This is a genomic window from Hydrogenophaga sp. (assembly GCF_026125825.1).
In the GTDB taxonomy this organism is placed as follows: Bacteria; Pseudomonadota; Gammaproteobacteria; order Burkholderiales; family Burkholderiaceae_C; genus Hydrogenophaga.
This window is the reverse complement of record NZ_JAHCKK010000003.1, coordinates 90,901-111,349: the sequence shown is the minus strand read 5'-3', so window position 1 is coordinate 111,349 and position 20,449 is coordinate 90,901. Positions and strand designations below refer to the sequence as shown.

Below are 20,449 nucleotides of genomic sequence, written 5' to 3'. Positions count from 1 at the left end.
CACTCTACTCCCAAGCATTCACCATCCATCGAGACACATGATCAACTTCGCAATCCTGGGCTGCGGCCGAATCGCCAAACGCCACGCAGAGCTCCTCGGCAAGGGGCAGATCAAGGGCGCACGGCTGGCAGCGGTTTGTGACATTCAAGGCGAGCGAGCGGACGCTTTCGGGGCCACCTATGGTGTGCCGGCATTCCACTCGATCGAGGAGATGCTGGCGCGCCCAGACATCGACGTGGTGTCCGTTCTCACGCCCAGCGGCATGCATGCCGAACATGCGATCGCGGTCGCATCCGCCCGCAAGCATGTCGTGGTTGAAAAACCGATGGCGCTTACGCTGTCGGATGCCAACGCGATGATCGAAGCCTGTGATGCCAATGGCGTGCGCCTTTTCGTCGTGAAACAGAACCGCTTCAATGTGCCGGTCGTGAAAGCGCGCGAAGCACTGGACGCGGGCCGATTCGGCCAGCTGGTTCTCGGCACGGTGCGCGTGCGCTGGTGCCGTGACCAAAGCTACTACGACCATGACAACTGGCGGGGAACGTGGGCGCAGGATGGCGGCGTGCTGTCCAACCAGGCAAGCCACCACGTCGACATGTTGAGCTGGTTCATGGGCGATGTGGAAAGCGTGCACGCGCGTGGCATCACGGCCCTTGCGAAGATCGAAGCGGAAGACACCGCGGTCGCCACCATCAAGTTCCGCAACGGCGCTCTTGGCATTGTGGAAGCGACTTCAGCCACGCGCCCCAAGGACATGGAGGGGTCGCTGTCCGTGCTGGGCTCGGGTGGCTCGGTGGAGATCGCAGGTTTCTCGGTGAACAAGATTCGCACTTGGCAGTTCGCGCACGCCCTGGAATCGGATGGCGACGTGATGGACAAATACTCGGTCAACCCGCCCAACGTATACGGCTTCGGACATCAGGCCTATTACGAACATGTGGTCGACTGCTTTGTGAACGGCACGGAAGCCTTGGTGGATGGCCATCAAGGGCGACAGAGCCTGGAGTTGATCATGGCGCTCTATGAGTCCATTGCGTCTGGCAAAGAGGTGCAGTTGCCGCTGAAGGTCGAGCATTGCAAGCTAGGCCGCAAATGAGCACGCCGGGCAAAACCCCATCCATGCTCAAGGCCCAGGTCCGCGATGTCACTTGCGGGGAGCGCGTGCGCGTCGTTGAGCCTGCCAATGTCTACGAGTGCACGCTGGGGGACGATTGCTTCGTTGGCCCTTTCGTCGAGATCCAGAAGGGCGTGAAGATCGGCGCACGAACCAAGGTGCAGTCCCATGCGTTCATCTGCGAACTCGTTGAAATCGGTGAAGACTGCTTCATCGGCCATGGCGTGATGTTCACCAACGACCTGTTTGCCCTGGGTGGTCCGGCGCGCGGCAACCGCGCATTGTGGAAATCGACCTACCTGGGTAACCGTGTTTCCGTGGGCTCCAACGCCACACTCCTGCCGGTGTGCATATGCGACGATGTCGTGATTGGCGCTGGCGCCGTGGTGACACGCGACATTACCGAACCTGGCACCTACTCGGGCAACCCCGCCCGCCGTCACCCCAACCGTCCGACTCTAAAATGAACGTTCCATTTGCAGACCTGCACGCCCAGTATTTGTCGATCAAGCCCGAGGTCGACGCTGCCATTGCCGAGGTAATCCGCACTTCTGCCTTTATCCGAGGACCTTTCGTGCAGAAGTTCGAGGCAGAGTTTGCCGCGGCCGTGGGAGCGCAACACTGCATCTCTTGCGCCAATGGCACCGACTCTCTGTACATCGCCATGCACGCCCTCGGCGTGAAACCCGGCGACGAGGTGTTGACCACCGCACACTCCTGGATCAGCACCAGCGAAACGATTTCCCAAGCCGGTGGCACGCCTGTATTCTGCGATACGGATGCGCAAACCTTCACGATCGATCCTGCGCAGATCGAAGCTCGCATCACGTCCCGAACGGTGGGCATCGTACCGGTCCACCTATATGGACAGCCGGCAGACATGGACGCGATCATGGCCATCGCACGCAAACATGGCCTCTGGGTCATTGAAGACTGCGCACAAGCCCACCTGGCGCGGTACAAGGGTCAACTCGTTGGCAGTTTCGGCAACGCGGCGTCGTACTCCTTCTACCCGGGCAAGAACCTGGGCGCGATGGGTGATGCTGGCGCAATCACGACCAACGACGCAGCATTGGCCCAACGGATGGCGATGTTTGCACGGCATGGAGGTATCAACAAAGGCGATCACCAGATTGAAGGAGTCAACAGCCGCCTGGATGGTCTGCAAGCGGCCGTGCTGTCCGTCAAGCTGCCCCACCTCGCCGCCTGGACACGCCGCCGGCAGGCCATTGCACAGCAGTACGACGAGATGCTTGCCCATACACCTGGTGTGACGCGGCCGACCTGCGCATCCGGACGGGAACATGTGTATCACCTCTATGTCATCCGACACGAGAATCGGGACCGTCTGGTCCAGCACCTGAGCACGCAGGGCATTCAAACCGTCATAAGTTATCCCGTCGCGCTGCCCTTTCTCCCGTGCTACTCGCGCTTTGCCCATCGCCCGGAGGAGTTCCCCAACGCGCACCGCAACCAGTCGCACATCGTCTCAATCCCCATCTTTCCCGAGATGACCGCGGCGCACGTGGCACGGGTTGTCGAGGCGATCGGCGAGTTGCCGGCGTGAACTCCACTCAGGCACCCGACGGTGCCAATGGCAAACTCCTTTCCAATTCCCGTTGGAATCTGCTGGCGTTTGCCGCCTCCTTGATGGTCAATTTCGCGACGCTGCCTATTGTTGTGGCGGCGATCGGCCTGCCCGCATTCGGGGTGGGCGGTCTGGTGCTGGCCATCTACGCGCCGTTCATGCTGGTGGGTACTGTGCTAGGGCAAGCGATGGTGAAGGAGTTGGCCCCTCTTTTGCTGGCCACTCCACGGCGAGACGCCCATGCGGCATCCCTGCTCTCCACAGCCATTTTTCTGTGCGTTGTCGGAAGCATCGCGGTGACAGCGAGTCTGGTCGCCTTGGCGAATGTGGCCATGACCCTTTTCGATGTGCAAGACGATCTTGCCGTCGATTGGTGGCTGGCATTCCTGGTTGCGGGGTTGGGGTGGGCTGCGCAGCAAGTGGTTCTCGTCATCCAAGGAAGCATCGCTGCAACCCAGCGCTATGCAGCAGTTGCCCAACTGAGCGTGGTCACAGCTGTCGTCAGCGCCATTTGCGCGGTGGCCGGCTCGAAGTGGATGCCCGACTACCGGGGATTCCTCATCGGCACCAGCGCGGGTTTCATCATATCGGTCGTGCTCTGGACGTTTCAGGCACGGCGCCAACTGCCCTTTCTCTTCCCGTTACCTAGAGTGTCGCTAACTGATATGAAGACCATTGCAGCCTTCGGCAAATGGCAAGGAGGGGCACATTTCGTCGGGGCGGTCAGCAACCAGATCGATCGGTATCTTCTTGGTATTTTGGCCCCACTGGCGGTGGTGGGGCAGTTCAACATTGCGATGCGCTTGCAGGAAGTTGTTCACATGGGTCTGCTCAAGGCGACAGAGGTGTTGCTGCCGCATTTCGCTGTGACAGCAACGGACTCGCCGGAACGCAGAAGCACGTTTTTCCTGCAGGCAAGCTGGGCGCTCAACCTGCTGGGTGCATGCGCCCTTGCACCCTTGATCCCCCTCGCTCACAGCCTCATCTCCTTGTGGATCGGTCCGGAGGCCGCCCAAGGCAGCGCGCCGATGCTGCGTACCCTTGCGGCTGCTGGCGTTCTGGGATGCGGCGTCAACGTGTACTACTACTTTGCGTTGGGAACTGGCCAACAGGCCCGCATGGCGGCCCTAACGGTAGCTCACGCGGTTCTGACGATTGCGTTGACGGCGGCTTCGCTGTTGTTGTGGGGTCCGGTGGCGGCGGGCGCAGGGTACCTGGGCGCCAATCTGTTGAGATTGGGCGTCAGCCTCTGGCTAACGCGAAATCACTTTTCTGACGCCATGCGCTCAACGCAGTTGTTGCAGACAACCTTGCCCCCTTTGGCCATCGGCCTGGCCATCGCGTACAGCGCCTGGCGCATGGACCTACTCCATCCTACAAGTTGGTGGGCGTTGCTCGTTCAATACGCGTTGGTCGCTCTGATGATCGGTGGGGGCACTGCGTTGGCGACATGCACCAGCCCATCGGGCCGGGCACTCGTCCGGCATTCCGCGCAAGCGCTGCGCCAAACCTTCAGACGGAACTAGGTATGTGCGGCATAGCAGGAATCATTGCGAACGATCCATCGTTGCTCCAGCGCTCCGATCTGGCACGGCTGGCTGCGGCCATTGCGCATAGGGGGCCGGACGGGGAGGGCATCTGGGTCAACCCGGAAGAAACCGCCGGCTTCGTACACAGGCGTCTGGCCATCATTGACACCAGCGATCGTGGACATCAACCGATGCACTCGCCTGATCGCCAGTCCTCCATCGTCTACAACGGCGAGGTCTACAACTTCCTGGAGCTTCGTGCGGAGCTTGAAACCCTAGGCAGCCAGTTCTTGAGCGACAGCGATACGGAGGTGATCCTCGAGGCCTGGCGCCATTGGGGGCCGGAGATGCTCAAACGCTTCAACGGAATGTGGGCCCTGGCGATTCGGGACAATCGCTCTGGCGACGTCTTCTTCGCTCGCGACCGCTTTGGCATCAAGCCCCTTCTATACACACAGGCGGGCGGGCGGTTCGCGTTCGCGTCCGAAATGCGCGCGTTGCTGACCATGCCCTGGGTGGATCGCGAGGTCAATGCGTCTGTCGCAACACGCCTGTTGTTTGATCCCTTCAGCATCGAAGGAAGCGAATTCACCCTCTACAAAGGCATCCGCCGCCTCCCCGCGGGCCATTGCGCGTGGCTGCGGCGCAATCGGCTGGAAACACACCGGTGGTGGAACACCACCGACCATCTAGTTGCCGTGCCCCACACACAGGCAGAGCGGGTTGAGCGTTTTCGTGAGTTGTTCCTGGACGCGGTTCGCGTTCGGATGCGCAGCGACGTCCCGGTGGGTACTTGCCTCAGCGGGGGCTTCGACTCCAGCGCCATCGCATGCACCATGGCTCATGTGGCGCAAGGCACGCACCCGCACCGACGGGAAGCCGAGGACTGGAGGCATGCATTTATTGCATCCTTCCCGGGTCAGTCCAATGACGAAACGCCAGAAGCACTGGAAGCCGCCCAGTACGCTGGCGTCGCTCCCCATGTCTTGCGCTTCGATCAACAAGATCCTTTGGGGTCGATCGACAGCATCATGGGCGATCTGGACGACGTGTACATCAGCCTCACCACAGCCCCCTGGCAAATCTACCGCGAACTGCGCGCGGCTCGCACACTGGTCTCGCTCGATGGGCACGGGGCGGACGAGTTAATGGGTGCGTATCTACAAGATGGGGGCGGATTTGGTTTTGCCCTGCGCAATCAGGCAGCTCGTTGGACGCAGCGGTCTCCGCTGGCGCAGCGGACCCTGGACACCGCCAAGCTAGCCATGCTGTCGAATCGCGGGCTCAACTTCCTCAAGCATCATCGCGTGATCGCACCTCGTGCACCTCACATCGCCGCCGACGCCGATCGACTGCCTCACCACTGGGGGGCCCTGAACAAGCGCCTGTACCGAATGTTTCATTCAACGGTGCTGCCGACGATCTTGCGCAACTTTGATCGCCTGTCCATGGCCCATGGCATCGAAGTGCGCATGCCCTTCATGGATTGGCGCGTTGTCACGTATGTCATGTCCCTTCCGGACGCTGACAAGCTTTGTGACGGAAGAAACAAGTGGGTGGCGAGACAGGCCATGGCCGGCCTCATGCCTGAACGAATTCGAATGGGAAAACGCAAAGTGGGCTTCAACTCACCAATGCCTGAGTGGCTGAATGCCCAAGGAATGGAGCCCTGGTTGTCGGACCTACTGAACAAACCCAACGAAATCTTCGATGAATTGGTCGATGCCGAGGGGCTGCGCAAACGGGTCCAGGCACTCACGAGTACCGGCCAATGGGGGTGGGACAACTCTGCTCGCCTGTGGCCCTACATCAACTTGAAATGGGTGCTGGATGCCAGCTTCCGGACCTGAGCGTGCCCCCTACGATGACCGATCTGCTGCCACTTTCTCTCATTCTGCTGGGCTTTGTGCCGTTGTATTGGCGGTTGGTGGGCTTCAATCTAAGCGTGACCTCTGTGTTCATGGGTGCGATCTGGCTCATTTATGGCGCTGGATATGTGGCATTCACTCGATTCTTCGGTCCCGGCGTTTTTGAGTCTCTGCTGCCGCCAAATCCAGACAATAAGCTTGCTCAGTATTTGATCTGCGGCAGAGAACTGAGCCAATACAACTTCATTCTTCAGACTTCGATCAACCTGAACATCATCCCCACATTTGATCGCGCCATCTCACTCCTATTTATCGGTTTAACCTTGGGGTGCATGCTCGCCGACAGAGTATGCTCAAGCTCGCCGCAAAAAATGCGACTTGCTATGAATGAATGGAGCGCGAAGCCTCCAGAGGCCATAGGCCCAACACGCAATTGGATGCTAACTCTGGTGTCGGCGGGCGCGTTGCTCCTATTGGTGTATTTCATGGTGCACGACCACCAGATCTCCAAAGTCTGGCGTTACTTTATCTCGCAGGCGGGTGAATTTGAGAAGATCAAAATGCGCCAGTCAGAGGGAGGCAGCGACAGCTATTTCTTTAACTTGATGTTGTGCACCGTCTTGCCCTTCATCTGCTTCTACCTAATCGCATCCCTCAAAGAGCGGCGCGGCTCATTCTTGACTCTTGCACTGTTGATTACCCTTTTTGTGGCACTGGCCAAACTGGCACTTCTGAGCAAGGCTCCTGTGGTGGTGTTTTTCGCCCAAATCTGTTTACTCTTCCAATTGCGCAAGACATTGCGTTTTAGAGGTGCCATCGTGTGGACGTTTCTGGCCGCACTCACCACGCTGTTCGTGATGACGTTTGTAGCGAACCCGGAATTGAATGCGACGCAGGGTTTGGGCTTTGTCCTCTACCGAATCTTCATGGCGCCCAATGAGGCACTTTTGGAGTATTTCGCGGCAATTCCCCATCTCATCCCACACACCTGGGGTCTTGATAACCGATTTTTAGCCAAAATTCTTCAAATCACGCCACTTGAGGCCACTCACTTCCGCGTTAGCGAGCTGTATCGCGGCGTCAAGGGGCACAGCACCAACACCATGTTCATTGGAGACGCTTGGGCTCAATTCGGTTGGGCAGGCGTCATCGCAGGCTCTGCGCTCGCCGGATTCATGTTCCGCTGGGTCGATGTCCAAATGATTATCGTCAGGAAAAAGTCGGCCGCCTCTATCGCGGGGTTGGCATTGGCATATTTCGCTGCATTCACTGCACTGTCCACCGCCTTGCAGACGTCATTCCTGACGGGGGGCTTGCTGATGGTAGTTCCTCTGGTGTGGCTGTTTTCCCGAACGCGGCCGAGTTCACCTCTCGTGCAATAGCACAGGCTCTTACTTGCGATATCTACAATGAGAGTATTTCAAAACTCCGGAATCTATCCTGCTTATCTCGAGAGGCTTGCTGCACTCAGAGTTGACAAGAAAGGCTTCAGCGCGTGGACCAAGGCGTTTCTCGATGATCGCTTTGGCGCCGCCCATTTTTTACAACCTGTACTGTCCGGAGATCCGGACGCTTTCTTTACAAATGGTGACGATGAGGCAGCACAAAGACTGTGGGCCAGCGAACAAGGGCTTCCCTCCAAAACGTCGCTTGGAGACATCCTCTTGGCTCAGATCGAGAGCCATCGCACAGAGGTCTTCTACAACCTCGACCCTCTGCGCTATGGAACCGACTTCGTGCGCAGGCTTCCGGCTTGCGTGCGCAGAAGCTTCGCGTGGCGCGCCGCGCCCTCTCCGGGCGCTGATTTTGCAGCGTATGACGCAGTGCTATGTAACTTTCCCGGCATCCTTGCCAGCTACAGGGAACGCGGATGGCGAGGTGCCTACTTCTCGCCCTCGCATGACCCGGTCATGGACAATTACGCTGCACGGCAGCACCGCCCTATCGATGTGCTATTCGTTGGTGGGTATACCCGACATCACCGTCGTCGTGCCGAGTTGCTTGAGGCCGTCGCGGCCTTGACTGACAAGTTCAAGCTGCGCTTTCACCTCGACAACTCTCGGGCGACAAGATTGGCTGAATCGCCACTGGGGTACCTCTTGCCGCTTGGCCGGCATCGCCGTCCTGCATCCATTCGAGCAATTGCATACGGACCAGTGTTTGGCCTCGATCTATACGAAGCGGTCTCTAGTGCCAAGATTGTATTGAATGGCGCCATCGACATGGCCGGACCAGACCGAGGGAACATGCGTTGTTTTGAAGCGATGGGATGCGGTGCGGTATTGCTGTCTGACACGGGCAACTACCCAGACGGCATGCAAGAAAACAAAACTTTGGTGACATGGAGCGACCCTTTGCAAGCGGTAATCAAGATCGAAGAACTGCTACAGAATGATCCTTACCGGGAAGAGGTGGCGCGGGCTGGGCATCAACTGATCGCAACGCGATATTCAAAATCTCGCCAATGGGAAGAATTCCTCAAGCTGGCGTCGTGAAGACCGAGTGATACATGGATTTTAAACGGCATATCAAACGTCTACTGGGACGTCCCACGTGTGTGTTGGAGGACGGCGCACGCATTGGGCCGCGAGGGCGGATCTTCAACATTGCACAGCACTCATCGCAAATTCACATTGGGGCAAATTCGATTATTGAGGGGCAATTACAGGTCTTCCCTGGCGACGGGTATATTTCTATTGGTCAATGGTGCTTCGTTGGAGAGGGAACGCACATTTGGTCTGCTGCGGGGATCGATATTGGCAATAGAGTAATGATCTCTCACAATGTCAATATATTTGACAATTTGACACATCCAATATCTGCAACTCTACGACACCAGCAGTTTCGCCACATCGCGACAGTTGGCCACCCCCGCTCCCTTGATTTGGCCGGTAAGCCTGTGAGAATTGAAGACGATGCCTGGATTGCCGCAGGTGCAATCGTCCTAAAGGGGGTCACTATTGGCAAGGGCGCGATTGTGGGCGCTGGTTCAGTGGTGACGCGCGATGTCGCGGCTTGGACGGTGGTAGCCGGCAACCCCGCTCGCATCGTACGCCACCTCGAGCCGCAAGAGCATGCTTCCACTCCCGACACACACTAAGAATTTGTCTGGCGTGATTTCTACAAATCACATGTCACGATTGGATATCTCGACTGATGCAAATTCTCTCGAGGAAGCACTAGATGATGACTGAAAGACCTCGTTTTTCCACCTGGGAGCAGGCCGTTCAATGGCTGCGTGACCAGCCCGACCAGCGCGAGCTGGTGCTGGCCGCCTACTATGACGACCCGCTACTCGCGGCGGCAGATCGCTACCACCGTAGCGAAGAATGGGCCGCGATCCGCCCTCTGTTGCCTACCGCCAGGGGTACCGCGCTCGACGTCGGCGCTGGTCGGGGCATCGCAAGCTACGCACTGGCTCGTGACGGGTTCGAAGTCACCGCTTTGGAGCCCGACGGCAGCGCGCTGGTTGGCGCCGAGGCAGTCCGCGCTCTCGCTCGAGAGAGCGGACTGCCTATCCAAGTGACACAAGAATTTTCCGAACGACTACCGTTCGCGGATGCCAGTTTCGACGTTGTCTTTGCGCGCGCCGTGCTGCACCACACGCGCGACCTCAATGCCGCCTGCGCCGAGTTTTTCCGCGTGCTCAAACCGGGCGGGCGTCTCCTCGCAGTTCGCGAACATGTGATTTCCCGCGAGGAGGACCTCGAGGCTTTCCTGCAGGTCCATCCCCTGCACAGCCTCTATGGCGGTGAAAACGCCTTTCGGCTGCCGCAGTACGAGGCGGCCATTCGCCAGGCTGGTTTCCGCCTGGAGCAGGTCAGCAGTCCGCTCGAGAGCCCGATCAACTACGCGCCGCAAACTCGACAGAGCCTGCAGCGCGAGATCGCAGCACGTGCCACGCGCAATCTCCCCGTGGTGCGCGATCTCGCGCGCCAGGTGTTCTCTATTCCGGGTGTCTGGCCACTGGTGCTCCCCGTGCTGACCCGCATTGATCACCGGCCGGGCCGGCTTTATTCCTTCGTGGCGAACCGCCCCCTCTGACATGGCGCGTATTCTCATCACAGGAGCCCACGGCTTCATCGGCAAGCACCTCGCCCGTCACCTCGCGACACAGGGGCACCTCGTCAGCGGCCTCGGTCACGGCATCTGGCCACCGATCGAGGCTTCCCGCTGGGGCGTGCAGGAATGGCTCAACGGCGATGTGCAGGCGACCAACCTGCGCTCCCTGCAGGCACGCTGTGAGCCGGAGGTGGTGTTCCACCTTGCGGGAGGGTCCACCGTGGGCGCCGCGATCGCCAACCCACGAGAAGATTTCTTCCGCACGGTGGCCAGTACCGTTGAGCTGCTGGAGTGGATGCGCCTGGACGTGCCGCGGGCACGTCTGATCGCCGTGTCAAGCGCAGCGGTCTACGGTTCGGGCTTCAGCGGCCCGATTGCGGAAGACGCACTCGGTGTGCCTTACTCGCCCTATGGCCATCACAAACGCATGATGGAGCTGCTGTGCCGCTCATATGGCGACACCTATGGGCTCGACTTCCGTGTCGCACGCCTGTTCTCGGTGTATGGGCCAGAACTCAAGAAGCAATTGTTGTGGGACATCTGCACCCGCCTGGCCGCAGGTGAATCGACGCTGATGCTAGGCGGCACAGGTCAGGAACTCCGCGATTGGACCCATGTGAGCGACGTGGTGACGGCGCTCGCGCAGATCGCATTCGATGGTGACCCCGTGCAACGCGGCCAAACGGTCAACATTGGCACCGGCGTGGGCACACCCGTCCACGCCATCGCACAAACCTTGATCGACGCATGGCATGTGCGCGCTGGCGTCGCGAACAAGCCCTCGCTGCAGTTCTCCGGCCAGTCGCGCCCCGGTGACCCTTTCAGCCTGGTGGCAGATCCGTCGCGTTTGTCTCGCCTGGGCTTTGCCAGGGGCATGCCCCTGGCCGAAGGCGTGGGCTCTTTCGTCGACTGGTTCCACCAGTCCACCGCCCGTTGACATGACCCGCATCGCATTCACCTTGATCGGTGGCAAGGCCTGGACCGGGGGGTACAACTACCTGCTCAACCTTTTGCGCGTGATCACGCAGCGTCACCCCGGCGTGCTCCAGCCGGTGCTGTTCTTCGGCACCGACATCGATTCCGATGACGCCCGGCCTTTCCAGTCCATCGCCGGTGTGGAGATCGTCACCTCGCCATGCATGAACGCCGATCGTCGCACCGCCTCGCTGCTCAGAAGCCTTGTGCTCGGCGCTGACCCGGCGACGCGTCGGCTGCTTCACGAGCACCGCATCGACGTGGTGTTCGAAAACGCGCAATTCCACGGCGCGCGGCTTGGGATTCCCGCCATTGCCTGGATCCCCGATTTCCAGCACCGCGAACTGCCCCATCTGTTTTCGCGCGCCGCCTGGTGGAAGCGCGAGCTGGGTTTTCGGGCGCAGATCCACGGCGGCCGCGCCATCATGCTCAGCAGTGGCGATGCGCGCGACGGCTGCGAGCGCTACTACCCGACCACGGTCGGCCGTACCCACCTGGTCCGTTTCGCCGTGCCTTCAGCCGGTCGGCCCGACGCTGCCACGGTGCAGGCCGCACGCGAGGCACATGGTCTGCCTGAACGCTTCTTCTATTTGCCAAACCAGTTCTGGCAACACAAGAACCACCTGCTCGTGATTGAAGCCCTCGCCTTGCTCAAGCAGGAGGGCCATTCCGTGGTGGTCGCCGCATCGGGCAAGCAACTCGATCCCTACCGGCCCGATCACTTCCAGCGCATCACCGAGCGCCTGACCACCACCGGCGTGGCCAACGAATTCCGCCTGCTGGGCCTGATTCCCTACGAACACGTGGCGCCATTGATGGTGGGCAGCGTGGCCGTGCTGAACCCCTCGCTGTTCGAGGGCTGGAGCACCACCGTGGAAGAAGCACGTGCACTGCGCGTGCCCCTCGTTCTCTCCGATCTTGCGGTGCACCAGGAACAGGCAAGCGGCATGGCCCGTTTCTTCGACCGCACCAGCGCGCGCTCGCTGGCCGATGCCCTGCTCGAAGTCTGGCGAGGCCAAGACACTTTGAAAGCCGGCGACGCGGCAGCCCCGACGCCCGCGATCGATCCTGTTCAGCGCTTTGCGGACGATTTCGTCGACCTGGTGCGGCAAGTCACCAGCCAGCGCCATCCAACGCCGAAAGCTTCTACGTGAAAATCAGCGTCATCACCGTCGCCTACAACAGCGCCGCGACCATCGCAGACACGATGGATTCGGTGGCGATGCAGACCCATACCGACTTGGAGCATCTGGTGGTCGACGGTGCGTCGAAAGATGACACCGTGAAGATTGCGCAGGCCCACGGGACGCCGCGCACCCTGATCCGGTCCGAACCCGACAAGGGCATCTACGACGCGATGAACAAAGGCCTGGCGCGCGCCACGGGTGACATCGTGTGCTTCCTCAATGCGGACGATGCCTATGCGGATGCAGGGGTGCTCGATCGAGTGGCTCACGAGATGGAACTGCATCGCCTGGACGCATTGTTCGGCGATGTGGTTTTCTTCAGGGCCGATGCCCCGCAACGCAGCGTGCGCCGCTACCGCTCTGACCGTTTTGCCCCAGACCGCCTGGCTTACGGCTGGATGCCCGCACATCCCGCGCTGTTCATGAAGCGCAGCATCTACGAACAACTCGGCGGGTTCCGAACGCACTTCCGCATCGCCGGTGATTTTGACTTTATCGCCCGCGCATTTGGCCCTGGCCGATTGCGCTATCGGCACTTGCCCGACATCATGGTGCGCATGCAGGCCGGCGGCGTGAGCAACGCCGGCTTGCGGAGCAAGTGGCGTCTCAATCGCGAGGTACTGCAGTCGTGCCGAGAGAATGGAATTGATACCAACTTGTTCAAAATTCTGTCGAAGTACCCGGCCAAGCTGATGGAGTTGCTGCGGCCGTGAGTACGCTGATCACGGGAAGCAGCGGCCTTGTTGGCCAAGCCCTTGTCCAGGAACTGGCGCGTCGCGGCCACAAGAGCCTGCGTGCCGCCGCCAGACGGCCCCAGGCCGGACTCCCGCCGGACGTCGAGCCCATAACCCTGCCTGCCTTGCAAGGCAACGCGGATTTCGGCACCGTGCTGGCGGGAGCCTCCACAGTGGTTCACACGGCCGCACGCGTCCACGTCATGCGCGACGCCGCCCTTGACCCCCTGAAGGCCTTCCGCGAGGTCAACACCGCAGGCACCCTGAACCTGGCGCGTCAGGCGGCCCTCGCCGGGGTGAGCCGCTTCGTCTTCGTCAGCAGCGTCAAGGTCAACGGCGAGGCGACCGAGCCAGGGCATGCCTTCCATCATGACGACATCCCGCGGCCGATGGATCCCTACGGCATCTCCAAGGCCGAGGCCGAGCACGGCTTGCGCGAGCTGGCGACTGAGACCGGCATGGCGGTGGTCGTCGTGCGTCCGCCTCTGGTTTACGGCCCAGGTGTCAAGGCGAACTTCGCGACCATGATGCGCGCCGTGCAGCGTGGGATACCCCTGCCGCTCGCCTGCACCGCGCACAACCGCCGCAGTCTCATCGCCTTGGACAACCTCGTGGATCTCCTCATCATCTGCCTGGATCACCCCGCGGCCGCGAACCAGATCTTTTTGGCCAGCGATGGCGAGGACTTGTCCACCGCCGACCTCCTCAAGCGGCTCGGTCAGGCGATGGGCCGGCCGGCCCGGTTGTGGCCCGTGCCCAACAACCTGGTCCGACTCGGGGCGACAATGCTGGGCAAGGGCAGCGAAGCGCAACGCCTGCTGGGCAACCTGCAAATCGACATCGCCCACACCAGGAAAACACTGGGATGGACGCCACCCATCACAGTGGACGAAGGACTGAAGCGCGCCGTGGCCGCGCTGCCAGCACCATGAAGCGCCTGTTCGACCTCGCTCTCGCGATTCCTGCCGCACTGATCCTGCTGCCGACCATCGCACTCGTTGCATTGGCCGTGCGCCTGACCTCCCCCGGCCCGGCGCTTTACTGGAGCGATCGCGTGGGCCGCTACAACCGCATCTTCCGCATGCCCAAGTTCCGCAGCATGCGCATCGACACGCCGGCGGTGGCCACCCACCTGCTGACCGATCCAGGCAAGTACCTCACGCCCATTGGCCCATTCCTGCGCAAGAGCAGCCTGGACGAACTGCCACAGCTGTGGAGCATCCTCATGGGCGACATGAGCTTCGTGGGACCTCGCCCTGCGCTCTTCAATCAGGACGATCTGATTGCCCTGCGCACGCAGCAAGGCGTGCACGAACTCGTCCCTGGCCTGACGGGCTGGGCCCAGGTCAACGGCCGCGACGAACTGCCCATCCCCCAAAAGGTGGCGCTGGACGCCGAATACCTTCGTCGCCAGAGTCTGGGCTTTGACCTGCGGATACTCTGGATGACGTTTGTCAAAGTGCTGCGCCGGGATGGTGTGGCCCACTGAAAACATGAACAACCGGGACCATAGAAGCCAAGCCGCCGCCACGCTTCTGCACATGCCACGGGCCGCCAAGCGCCTGTCGGCGGTGCTGGTGGACATCGCGCTGTGTGCACTGACCGTCTGGCTGGCCCTGTGCCTTCGGCTGGAGCATTGGGTGCAGCTGACCCCCTCGCATGTGCTGGCCATCATGGGCGCGGTGTTGATCGCCCTGCCCTTGTTCATCCGTTTTGGCCTGTACCGCGCCATCTTCCGCTACGCTGGATGGAATGCCATGGTGAGCCTTGCGCAGGCGATGGCGCTCTACACCTTGTTCTACGCCACGGTCTTCACCGCAATCGGCATTCCGGGCGTGCCTCGCACCGTGGGCGTGATCCAGCCCCTGCTGCTGCTCGTCACGATCGGATTCAGCCGCGTGGTGGTGCGTTACTGGCTGGGCGGCCTTTACCGCACCATGCTGCAGCGCGAACATCTGCCTGGCATCCTCATCTACGGAGCCGGCATGTCGGGCCGTCAGCTCGCGGCAGCGCTCGCTCGCGGTAGCGAGCAGCGCTTGCTTGGCTTCATCGACGACGACGACCAACTGCAGGGCAACAGCCTTGATGGCCGCACGGTGTACGACCCAGCAGATCTGGTGCAACTGATCCCCAACCTCGGGGTGACGGACGTGCTCCTCGCATTGCCCTCCATCACGCGCCAGCGCCGACTGGACATTCTCGACACCTTGCGCCACCTGCCCGTGCACGTTCGCACCCTGCCAGGCATGTCGGACCTTGCGGCGGGCCGCGTGACGATGAGCGACGTGCGCGAACTCGACATCGAAGATCTGCTTGGTCGCGACCCCGTCAAGCCAAATACCGAGCTGCTTCATCGCCTGATCCATAGCAAAGTGGTGGCAGTCACGGGTGCAGGCGGCAGCATTGGCAGTGAGCTGTGCCGTCAGATCGCAGCCTGCGGGCCGCGCACCCTTCTTCTGGTGGAAAACAGCGAGTTTGCGCTCTACCAAATTCACCGCGAATTGGAAGCCCTCTTCGACAGCGACACCGTTGCACCATCCGAAGGCCGTGGTGACGCGACGCCCGAGGTGCAGCTGGTCCCCCTGCTGGCCTCGGTGCAGGACGAGGCCCGCATCCGGCAGATCATGCAGGCTTGGCGGCCCGACACCGTGTACCACGCGGCGGCGTACAAGCACGTGCCCCTGGTGGAGCACAACCCGGTGCAGGGCTTGCGCAACAACGTATGGGGTACCTGGGTGTGCGCACGCGCCGCGCAGGCCGCCGGTGCCGCCAACTTCGTGTTGATCAGCACCGACAAGGCTGTGCGCCCTACCAACGTCATGGGGGCGAGCAAGCGCCTGGCCGAGATGGTTTTGCAGGCGATGGCAGCAGAGTCGGGCAGCCCTACCACCTTCGCCATGGTGCGCTTCGGCAATGTGCTGGGCTCCAGTGGCTCGGTGGTGCCCCTGTTCCGGGAGCAGATCAAGAATGGGGGCCCGATCACGCTGACCCACCCGGACATCACGCGCTACTTCATGACCATCCCCGAGGCCGCTCAGCTGGTGATCCAGGCCGGTGCCATGGCACAAGGCGGCGATGTCTTCGTGCTGGACATGGGCGAGCCCGTGCGCATCATCGACCTGGCCCGGCGCATGGTGGAGCTTTCAGGCCTGCAAGTGAAGAGCGAGCAGAACCCCACTGGCGACATCGAGATCCAGATCACGGGGCTGCGGCCAGGCGAGAAGCTCTACGAGGAACTGCTGATCGGCGACAACCCTCAGCCCACGCAACACGCGCGCATCATGAAGGCCCAGGAAGACATGCTGTGCTGGAGCGAGTTGCAGGGCCTGCTGCGGTCGCTGGAAGATGCCATGGATCGCAACGACGCGGCGGCCCTGCGGGCCTTGTTGCAGGCGTGTGTTCAGGGCTACCAACCCACCGGCGAGGTGGTCGACTGGCTGCACACATCGCCGGGCAACAGCCTGGAATCCAACCGCGTCTGAGCAAAAAAAAGCCACCGCAGGGTGGCTTTTGAAAGTCCTTGAAGGGACGTCGTTGGGAGACCAGATTCAAACGTTTTTCATGACGTATGGTGTTTGCCGGATCCGTTGTTCTGATGTTGTGACAGCAACGACGCGAATTGTGCGCTGTGAGTGGGCTTTCGAACATCCCCCATTTGTGGGAACCGGCGTGTTTTCTTGGTGAATAAAACCCAAAAGGTCCAGGCCAGTCCATAAACTGTCCTCCAACGGACATTTCTTGGCGCAAGGGTTCTGACTTTCCCCACTCAAAGCCGCGGCAGCGGCCACGCCCCGCCACCCGTCAGACGGGCAGCTCCACCACGAAACGTGCGCCTCCGCCCGGACGGTCTTCGCAGCGCACGCGGCCCCCGTGGCGTTCGATGATCGTCTTCACCAGTGACAGGCCCAGGCCGACGCCGCCTTCGCGTTCGCTGGCACCAGGCAGACGATAGAACGGCTCGAAGATGCGCATGCGATGCTCGGGTGGCACGCCCGGGCCGCGGTCCTCCACCCACAGCGCCACTCGCGCAACGCCCTGCCCCGGGCCGGAGGAAGCGGGCGCAAAGATGCTCAACCGCACCTGCGAATCGCCCGCGCCGCCGACATGGCCATAACGTCGCGCGTTCTCCAACAGGTTGCGCAAGACTCGGCGCAGCAGACGGGCCTGGCCATGGACCAGCACGGGCGAGGCTCCGGCGGCGATCTCCAGGTCGGCGCCGGTGCGCGCGCACTCCTCGGCCGCCAGGCCAACGAGATCGACCTCCTCCGTGGGGCCGAGCGCACTTGCGTCGCGCGCATCGATCAAGTCCAGCCGGCTGGCCAGCAGGATCTCGTCGATCAGCTGATCAAGTTCTTCGATGCTGCGGGCGATCTCGGCGCGCTGTGGTGCATTCGCGCTGTCCTTGCCGAGCAGCTCCAGCCCCATGCGGATGCGCGCCAGCGGCGAGCGCAGTTCGTGCGAGGCATTGGCCAGCAAGGCCTTGTGCGATTGCAGCAGCGTCTGCACGCGTTCGGCCGCGGCGTTGAAACGCGTCGCCAGAAAGGCGACTTCGTCCTGCCCCTGCATGGGCAGGCGCGTCGACAAGTCGCCGTCGCCCCAGCGCTCCACACCTTTCTGAAGCGCCTCGAGGCGCTTGGTCAGGCGCCGCACGATGGGGTAGGCGCCCAGGGCCACGGCAAAAGCCACCAGGCCCAGCAGCCAGGCAAAACCGGTCGGCGTCTGGAACCACTCGGGTGCGCGGCGGCCCGCGCTGCTGCCTCCCGACGGGCGGTTCGGGCGCGGCAGCAGCACGTACAGAGTCTGCCCGTCCTTCATCACCACCTCGAACTCCCAGCCTTCGCCGGGGAGGCTCACGGCCCGCGCGGGCGCCTGACCCACGATCTCACGCGCGCCATCGCGCACGATGATCGTGCGGGTGACTCGCGCCTCGCGCTCGGCGCGGTCTTCGTCCAGCGCCTGCTGCCACAGCCAGCCCGTGACCAGCGTCAGCACCGTGACCGCAGCCACCACCGCGAGCCAGATGCGGACGTACAGCCGGGAGCCGAAAAGCGAGCTCATTCCTGCTGCTTGGCGAACACGTAACCCACACCGCGCACCGTGAGGATGCGTTTGGGGTCCTTGCTGTCGGCCTCGATGGCGTTGCGGATGCGCCCGATGTGCACATCGATCGAGCGGTCAAAGGCTTCCAGCTCACGCCCGCGCACCGCTTCCATGATCTGGTCGCGCGTGAGCACGCGGCCCGCGCGCTCGGCCATGGCCACCAAGAGATCAAACTGGTAGGAGGTCAGCTCGCACGGCTGGCCCGCCACCTGCACGGTGCGCGCGTCGCGGTCGATGTCGAGCGAACCGAAGCGCAACACCGGCGTGGAACGCGACACGGCCGCGCTGCCGGAGGGTTCGCCTCGGCGGCGAAGCACGGCGCGCACGCGCGCAAGCAACTCGCGCGGCTCGAAGGGTTTGGGCAGGTAATCGTCGGCGCCGAGCTCCAGGCCGATGATGCGGTCCATCGGATCGCCCTTGGCGGTCAGCATGAGCACCGGCACCCGCGCGGCTTCGCCCGGCATCGAGCGGATGCGACGGCAGACCTCCAGCCCATCGATCCCAGGCATCATCAGGTCCAGGATCACCAGCTGCGGCTGGATGAGCTGCAATTGCTCCAGGCCGGCCTCGCCATCGCTGGCGTGTGTCACCTCGAAACCAGACTGGCCCAGGTACTCCACCACCATCTGCGCGAGGCGGCCATCGTCTTCAATCATCAGCAGGGGAGGGTTCATGGTTTTCAGTGTAGCGGCGGGCACCGGAGCCCATCATCGTGTCAGTGCTGTGTGAAGCAGGCTTTCGGGTCACGTAAAGTCATGTAAATGGCACCGCCCAACCCGCCCCCCGCCCTGCCCGCCCCTTCGCTGGAGGCGCTGCTGCACCAGCAGGCCCGTGCCAGGCCGCTGGCGACGGCACTGCGTTGGATCGAACCGGGCCAGACGGCCCCCGACCCACGCTGGAGCCACTTGTCGTTCGCCGGGCTGGCGCAGCGCACCGGGGCGCTGGCGCAGGGGCTGGCCCGCACCCACGGCGTGCGCGCGGGCGACCGTGTGGCCTGGCTGGGATGGAACCACCCCGCGCAGATCGCGCTGCTGTTCGCGCTGGCGCGCCTGGGCGCGCTGCTGGTGCCACTGAACCACCGCCTCTCGCCCGCCGAATGGGCCGCGGTGCTGCACGACTGTGGCCCCAAATTGCTGCTGCACGACACGGCGCTGGCCGAGGCGGCGCGCTCCCTCGCCCACCCCGCCACGCTCCACGTGGACGGCCTGCCGACCGACCCGATGGCCGGCGATGCGGCCGACCAGGGCTGCGCGGACCACCCCGTGCTGCTGGTCTACACCTCAGGCACCACGGGCGCACCCAAGGGCGCGGTGCACACCCAGGGCAACCTGCTGGCCAACATGGCCATCGCCGCGCAAGTGCAGGAACTGAGCGAGCACGACACGGTGCTCACTGTGCTGCCCCTCTTCCACGTGGGCGGCCTGTGCATCCAGACGCTGCCCGCGCTTTCGGTGGGCGCGCAGGTGGTGCTGCACAGCCGCTTCGATGCCAGCGCCACCCTGCGCAGCCTCCGCAGTGAGCGCCCCACCCTCACGCTGCAGGTGCCGGCGACGTTGCAGGCGCTCACCAGCCACGCCGAATGGCCCGCCACCGACCTGGCCAGCCTGCGAGCGATCTGGGCCGGCTCCAGCCTTTTGCCCGCCCCGCTTATCGAAGCCTGCCACGCCCGCGGCGTGCCGGTGTGCAACGTGTACGGCAGCACGGAAACCGGCCCGTTCTCCATCGCCCTGCCACCCGCCCACGCAGCCAGCCACCTGGGTGCCTGCGGCTGGCCGGCGCCCGGCGTGCAGGTGGCGCTGCGCGATCCCGCTGGCCAGCCGGTGGGGGCCAGCCAGGTCGGCGAACTGTGGCTGCACGGGCCCAATGTGGCGCAACGCTACTGGCCCGACCAGCCCACCTGCGACGCCGAGGGCTTCTTTCACAGCGGTGACCTCGCCCAGCAGGCGGGCGACGGCAGCTTCACCGTGGTCGGTCGCGCCAAAGACATGTTGATCTCGGGCGGCGAGAACATCTACCCCGCCGAAATCGAGAACCTGCTGGCGCAGCATCCCTGCGTGGTCGAGTGCGCGGTGGTTGGCCAGGACGACCCGCGCTGGGGCGAGGTGGTGGTGGCCGTGGTGGTGCTGCGCGACGACGCACCCGAGGATTGGGAAGCGTCGCTGCAAGGCCTGCTCGAGGGTCGGCTCGCGCGCTACAAGTGGCCGCGCCGCTGGCACCGGGTGGCGGCCCTTCCAAAGACCGCGCTGGGCAAGGTGCAGAAGCCCGCCGTCAAGGCCTTGCTGGGCAACTGAG

Annotated in this window: 18 protein-coding genes; 16 read left to right on the top strand and 2 right to left on the bottom strand. The window is 62.5% G+C overall.

The window, feature by feature from the left end; genetic code table 11:
- The first annotated feature begins 37 nt into the window (after positions 1 to 37).
- From KIT86_RS02875 to KIT86_RS02805, 15 genes are all read left to right on the top strand, one after another.
- Complete coding sequence (locus KIT86_RS02875) at positions 38 to 1,096, top strand: Gfo/Idh/MocA family oxidoreductase (RefSeq protein WP_297394899.1); 1,059 nt, start codon at positions 38 to 40, stop codon at positions 1,094 to 1,096.
- Positions 1,093 to 1,581, top strand: a complete 489-nt coding sequence (locus KIT86_RS02870) for an acyltransferase (RefSeq protein ID WP_297394897.1) — start codon at positions 1,093 to 1,095, stop codon at positions 1,579 to 1,581. Before KIT86_RS02875 ends, KIT86_RS02870 begins: the two co-directional genes overlap by 4 nt.
- Complete coding sequence (locus KIT86_RS02865; RefSeq protein ID WP_297394895.1) at positions 1,578 to 2,681, top strand: DegT/DnrJ/EryC1/StrS aminotransferase family protein; 1,104 nt, start codon at positions 1,578 to 1,580, stop codon at positions 2,679 to 2,681. Before KIT86_RS02870 ends, KIT86_RS02865 begins: the two co-directional genes overlap by 4 nt.
- Complete coding sequence (locus KIT86_RS02860) at positions 2,678 to 4,228, top strand: lipopolysaccharide biosynthesis protein (RefSeq protein ID WP_297394894.1); 1,551 nt, start codon at positions 2,678 to 2,680, stop codon at positions 4,226 to 4,228. The genes KIT86_RS02865 and KIT86_RS02860 overlap by 4 nt, the downstream gene beginning before the upstream one ends.
- A complete protein-coding gene (asnB, locus tag KIT86_RS02855; protein WP_297394893.1) occupies positions 4,153 to 6,081 on the top strand; it encodes an asparagine synthase (glutamine-hydrolyzing) in 1,929 nt (642 codons plus the stop codon). Before KIT86_RS02860 ends, asnB begins: the two co-directional genes overlap by 76 nt.
- Positions 6,082 to 6,095: 14 nt before the next feature.
- Complete coding sequence (locus KIT86_RS02850; protein ID WP_297394891.1) at positions 6,096 to 7,481, top strand: oligosaccharide repeat unit polymerase; 1,386 nt, start codon at positions 6,096 to 6,098, stop codon at positions 7,479 to 7,481.
- Between the two features lie 27 nt (positions 7,482 to 7,508).
- The gene (locus KIT86_RS02845) at positions 7,509 to 8,594 is read left to right on the top strand and encodes a glycosyltransferase (RefSeq protein ID WP_297394890.1); all 1,086 of its coding nucleotides are present in this window, start codon (positions 7,509 to 7,511) and stop codon (positions 8,592 to 8,594) included.
- A gap of 14 nt (positions 8,595 to 8,608) precedes the next feature.
- On the top strand, positions 8,609 to 9,199 hold the full coding sequence (locus tag KIT86_RS02840; protein WP_297394888.1) for an acyltransferase: 591 nt from the start codon (positions 8,609 to 8,611) through the stop codon (positions 9,197 to 9,199).
- An 83-nt stretch (positions 9,200 to 9,282) separates the two neighbouring features.
- Positions 9,283 to 10,143: a class I SAM-dependent methyltransferase gene (locus KIT86_RS02835; protein ID WP_297394886.1), complete on the top strand. Its 861-nt coding sequence runs from the start codon at positions 9,283 to 9,285 to the stop codon at positions 10,141 to 10,143.
- The gene (locus tag KIT86_RS02830; RefSeq protein ID WP_297394884.1) at positions 10,091 to 11,098 is read left to right on the top strand and encodes an NAD(P)-dependent oxidoreductase; all 1,008 of its coding nucleotides are present in this window, start codon (positions 10,091 to 10,093) and stop codon (positions 11,096 to 11,098) included. Before KIT86_RS02835 ends, KIT86_RS02830 begins: the two co-directional genes overlap by 53 nt.
- Before the next feature lies 1 nt (position 11,099).
- Entirely contained in the window at positions 11,100 to 12,290 is a 1,191-nt protein-coding gene (locus KIT86_RS02825) for a glycosyltransferase family 1 protein (RefSeq protein ID WP_297394882.1), read from the top strand.
- Positions 12,287 to 13,036: a glycosyltransferase family 2 protein gene (locus tag KIT86_RS02820; protein WP_297394880.1), complete on the top strand. Its 750-nt coding sequence runs from the start codon at positions 12,287 to 12,289 to the stop codon at positions 13,034 to 13,036. The genes KIT86_RS02825 and KIT86_RS02820 overlap by 4 nt, the downstream gene beginning before the upstream one ends.
- A complete protein-coding gene (locus KIT86_RS02815; RefSeq protein WP_297394879.1) occupies positions 13,033 to 13,989 on the top strand; it encodes an SDR family oxidoreductase in 957 nt (318 codons plus the stop codon). The genes KIT86_RS02820 and KIT86_RS02815 overlap by 4 nt, the downstream gene beginning before the upstream one ends.
- On the top strand, positions 13,986 to 14,546 hold the full coding sequence (locus KIT86_RS02810; protein ID WP_297394877.1) for a sugar transferase: 561 nt from the start codon (positions 13,986 to 13,988) through the stop codon (positions 14,544 to 14,546). The genes KIT86_RS02815 and KIT86_RS02810 overlap by 4 nt, the downstream gene beginning before the upstream one ends.
- 52 nt (positions 14,547 to 14,598) lie before the next feature.
- Positions 14,599 to 16,539: a polysaccharide biosynthesis protein gene (locus KIT86_RS02805; RefSeq protein ID WP_367185414.1), complete on the top strand. Its 1,941-nt coding sequence runs from the start codon at positions 14,599 to 14,601 to the stop codon at positions 16,537 to 16,539.
- A 319-nt stretch (positions 16,540 to 16,858) separates the two neighbouring features.
- On the opposite strand, the gene KIT86_RS02800 is transcribed toward KIT86_RS02805, so the two are convergent.
- Positions 16,859 to 18,115 carry a HAMP domain-containing sensor histidine kinase gene (locus KIT86_RS02800; protein ID WP_297394873.1) on the bottom strand — a complete coding sequence of 419 codons (1,257 nt, stop codon included), beginning with the start codon at positions 18,113 to 18,115 and terminating at the stop codon, positions 16,859 to 16,861.
- Positions 18,112 to 18,831, bottom strand: a complete 720-nt coding sequence (locus KIT86_RS02795; RefSeq protein WP_297394871.1) for a response regulator transcription factor — start codon at positions 18,829 to 18,831, stop codon at positions 18,112 to 18,114. The genes KIT86_RS02800 and KIT86_RS02795 overlap by 4 nt, the downstream gene beginning before the upstream one ends.
- Before the next feature lie 87 nt (positions 18,832 to 18,918).
- Here KIT86_RS02795 and KIT86_RS02790 point away from each other — a divergent pair, with 87 nt between their 5' ends.
- Positions 18,919 to 20,448 (top strand): class I adenylate-forming enzyme family protein, encoded by a 1,530-nt coding sequence (locus KIT86_RS02790; protein WP_297394869.1) that lies wholly within the window; start codon positions 18,919 to 18,921, stop codon positions 20,446 to 20,448.
- Position 20,449: the final 1 nt, after the last annotated feature.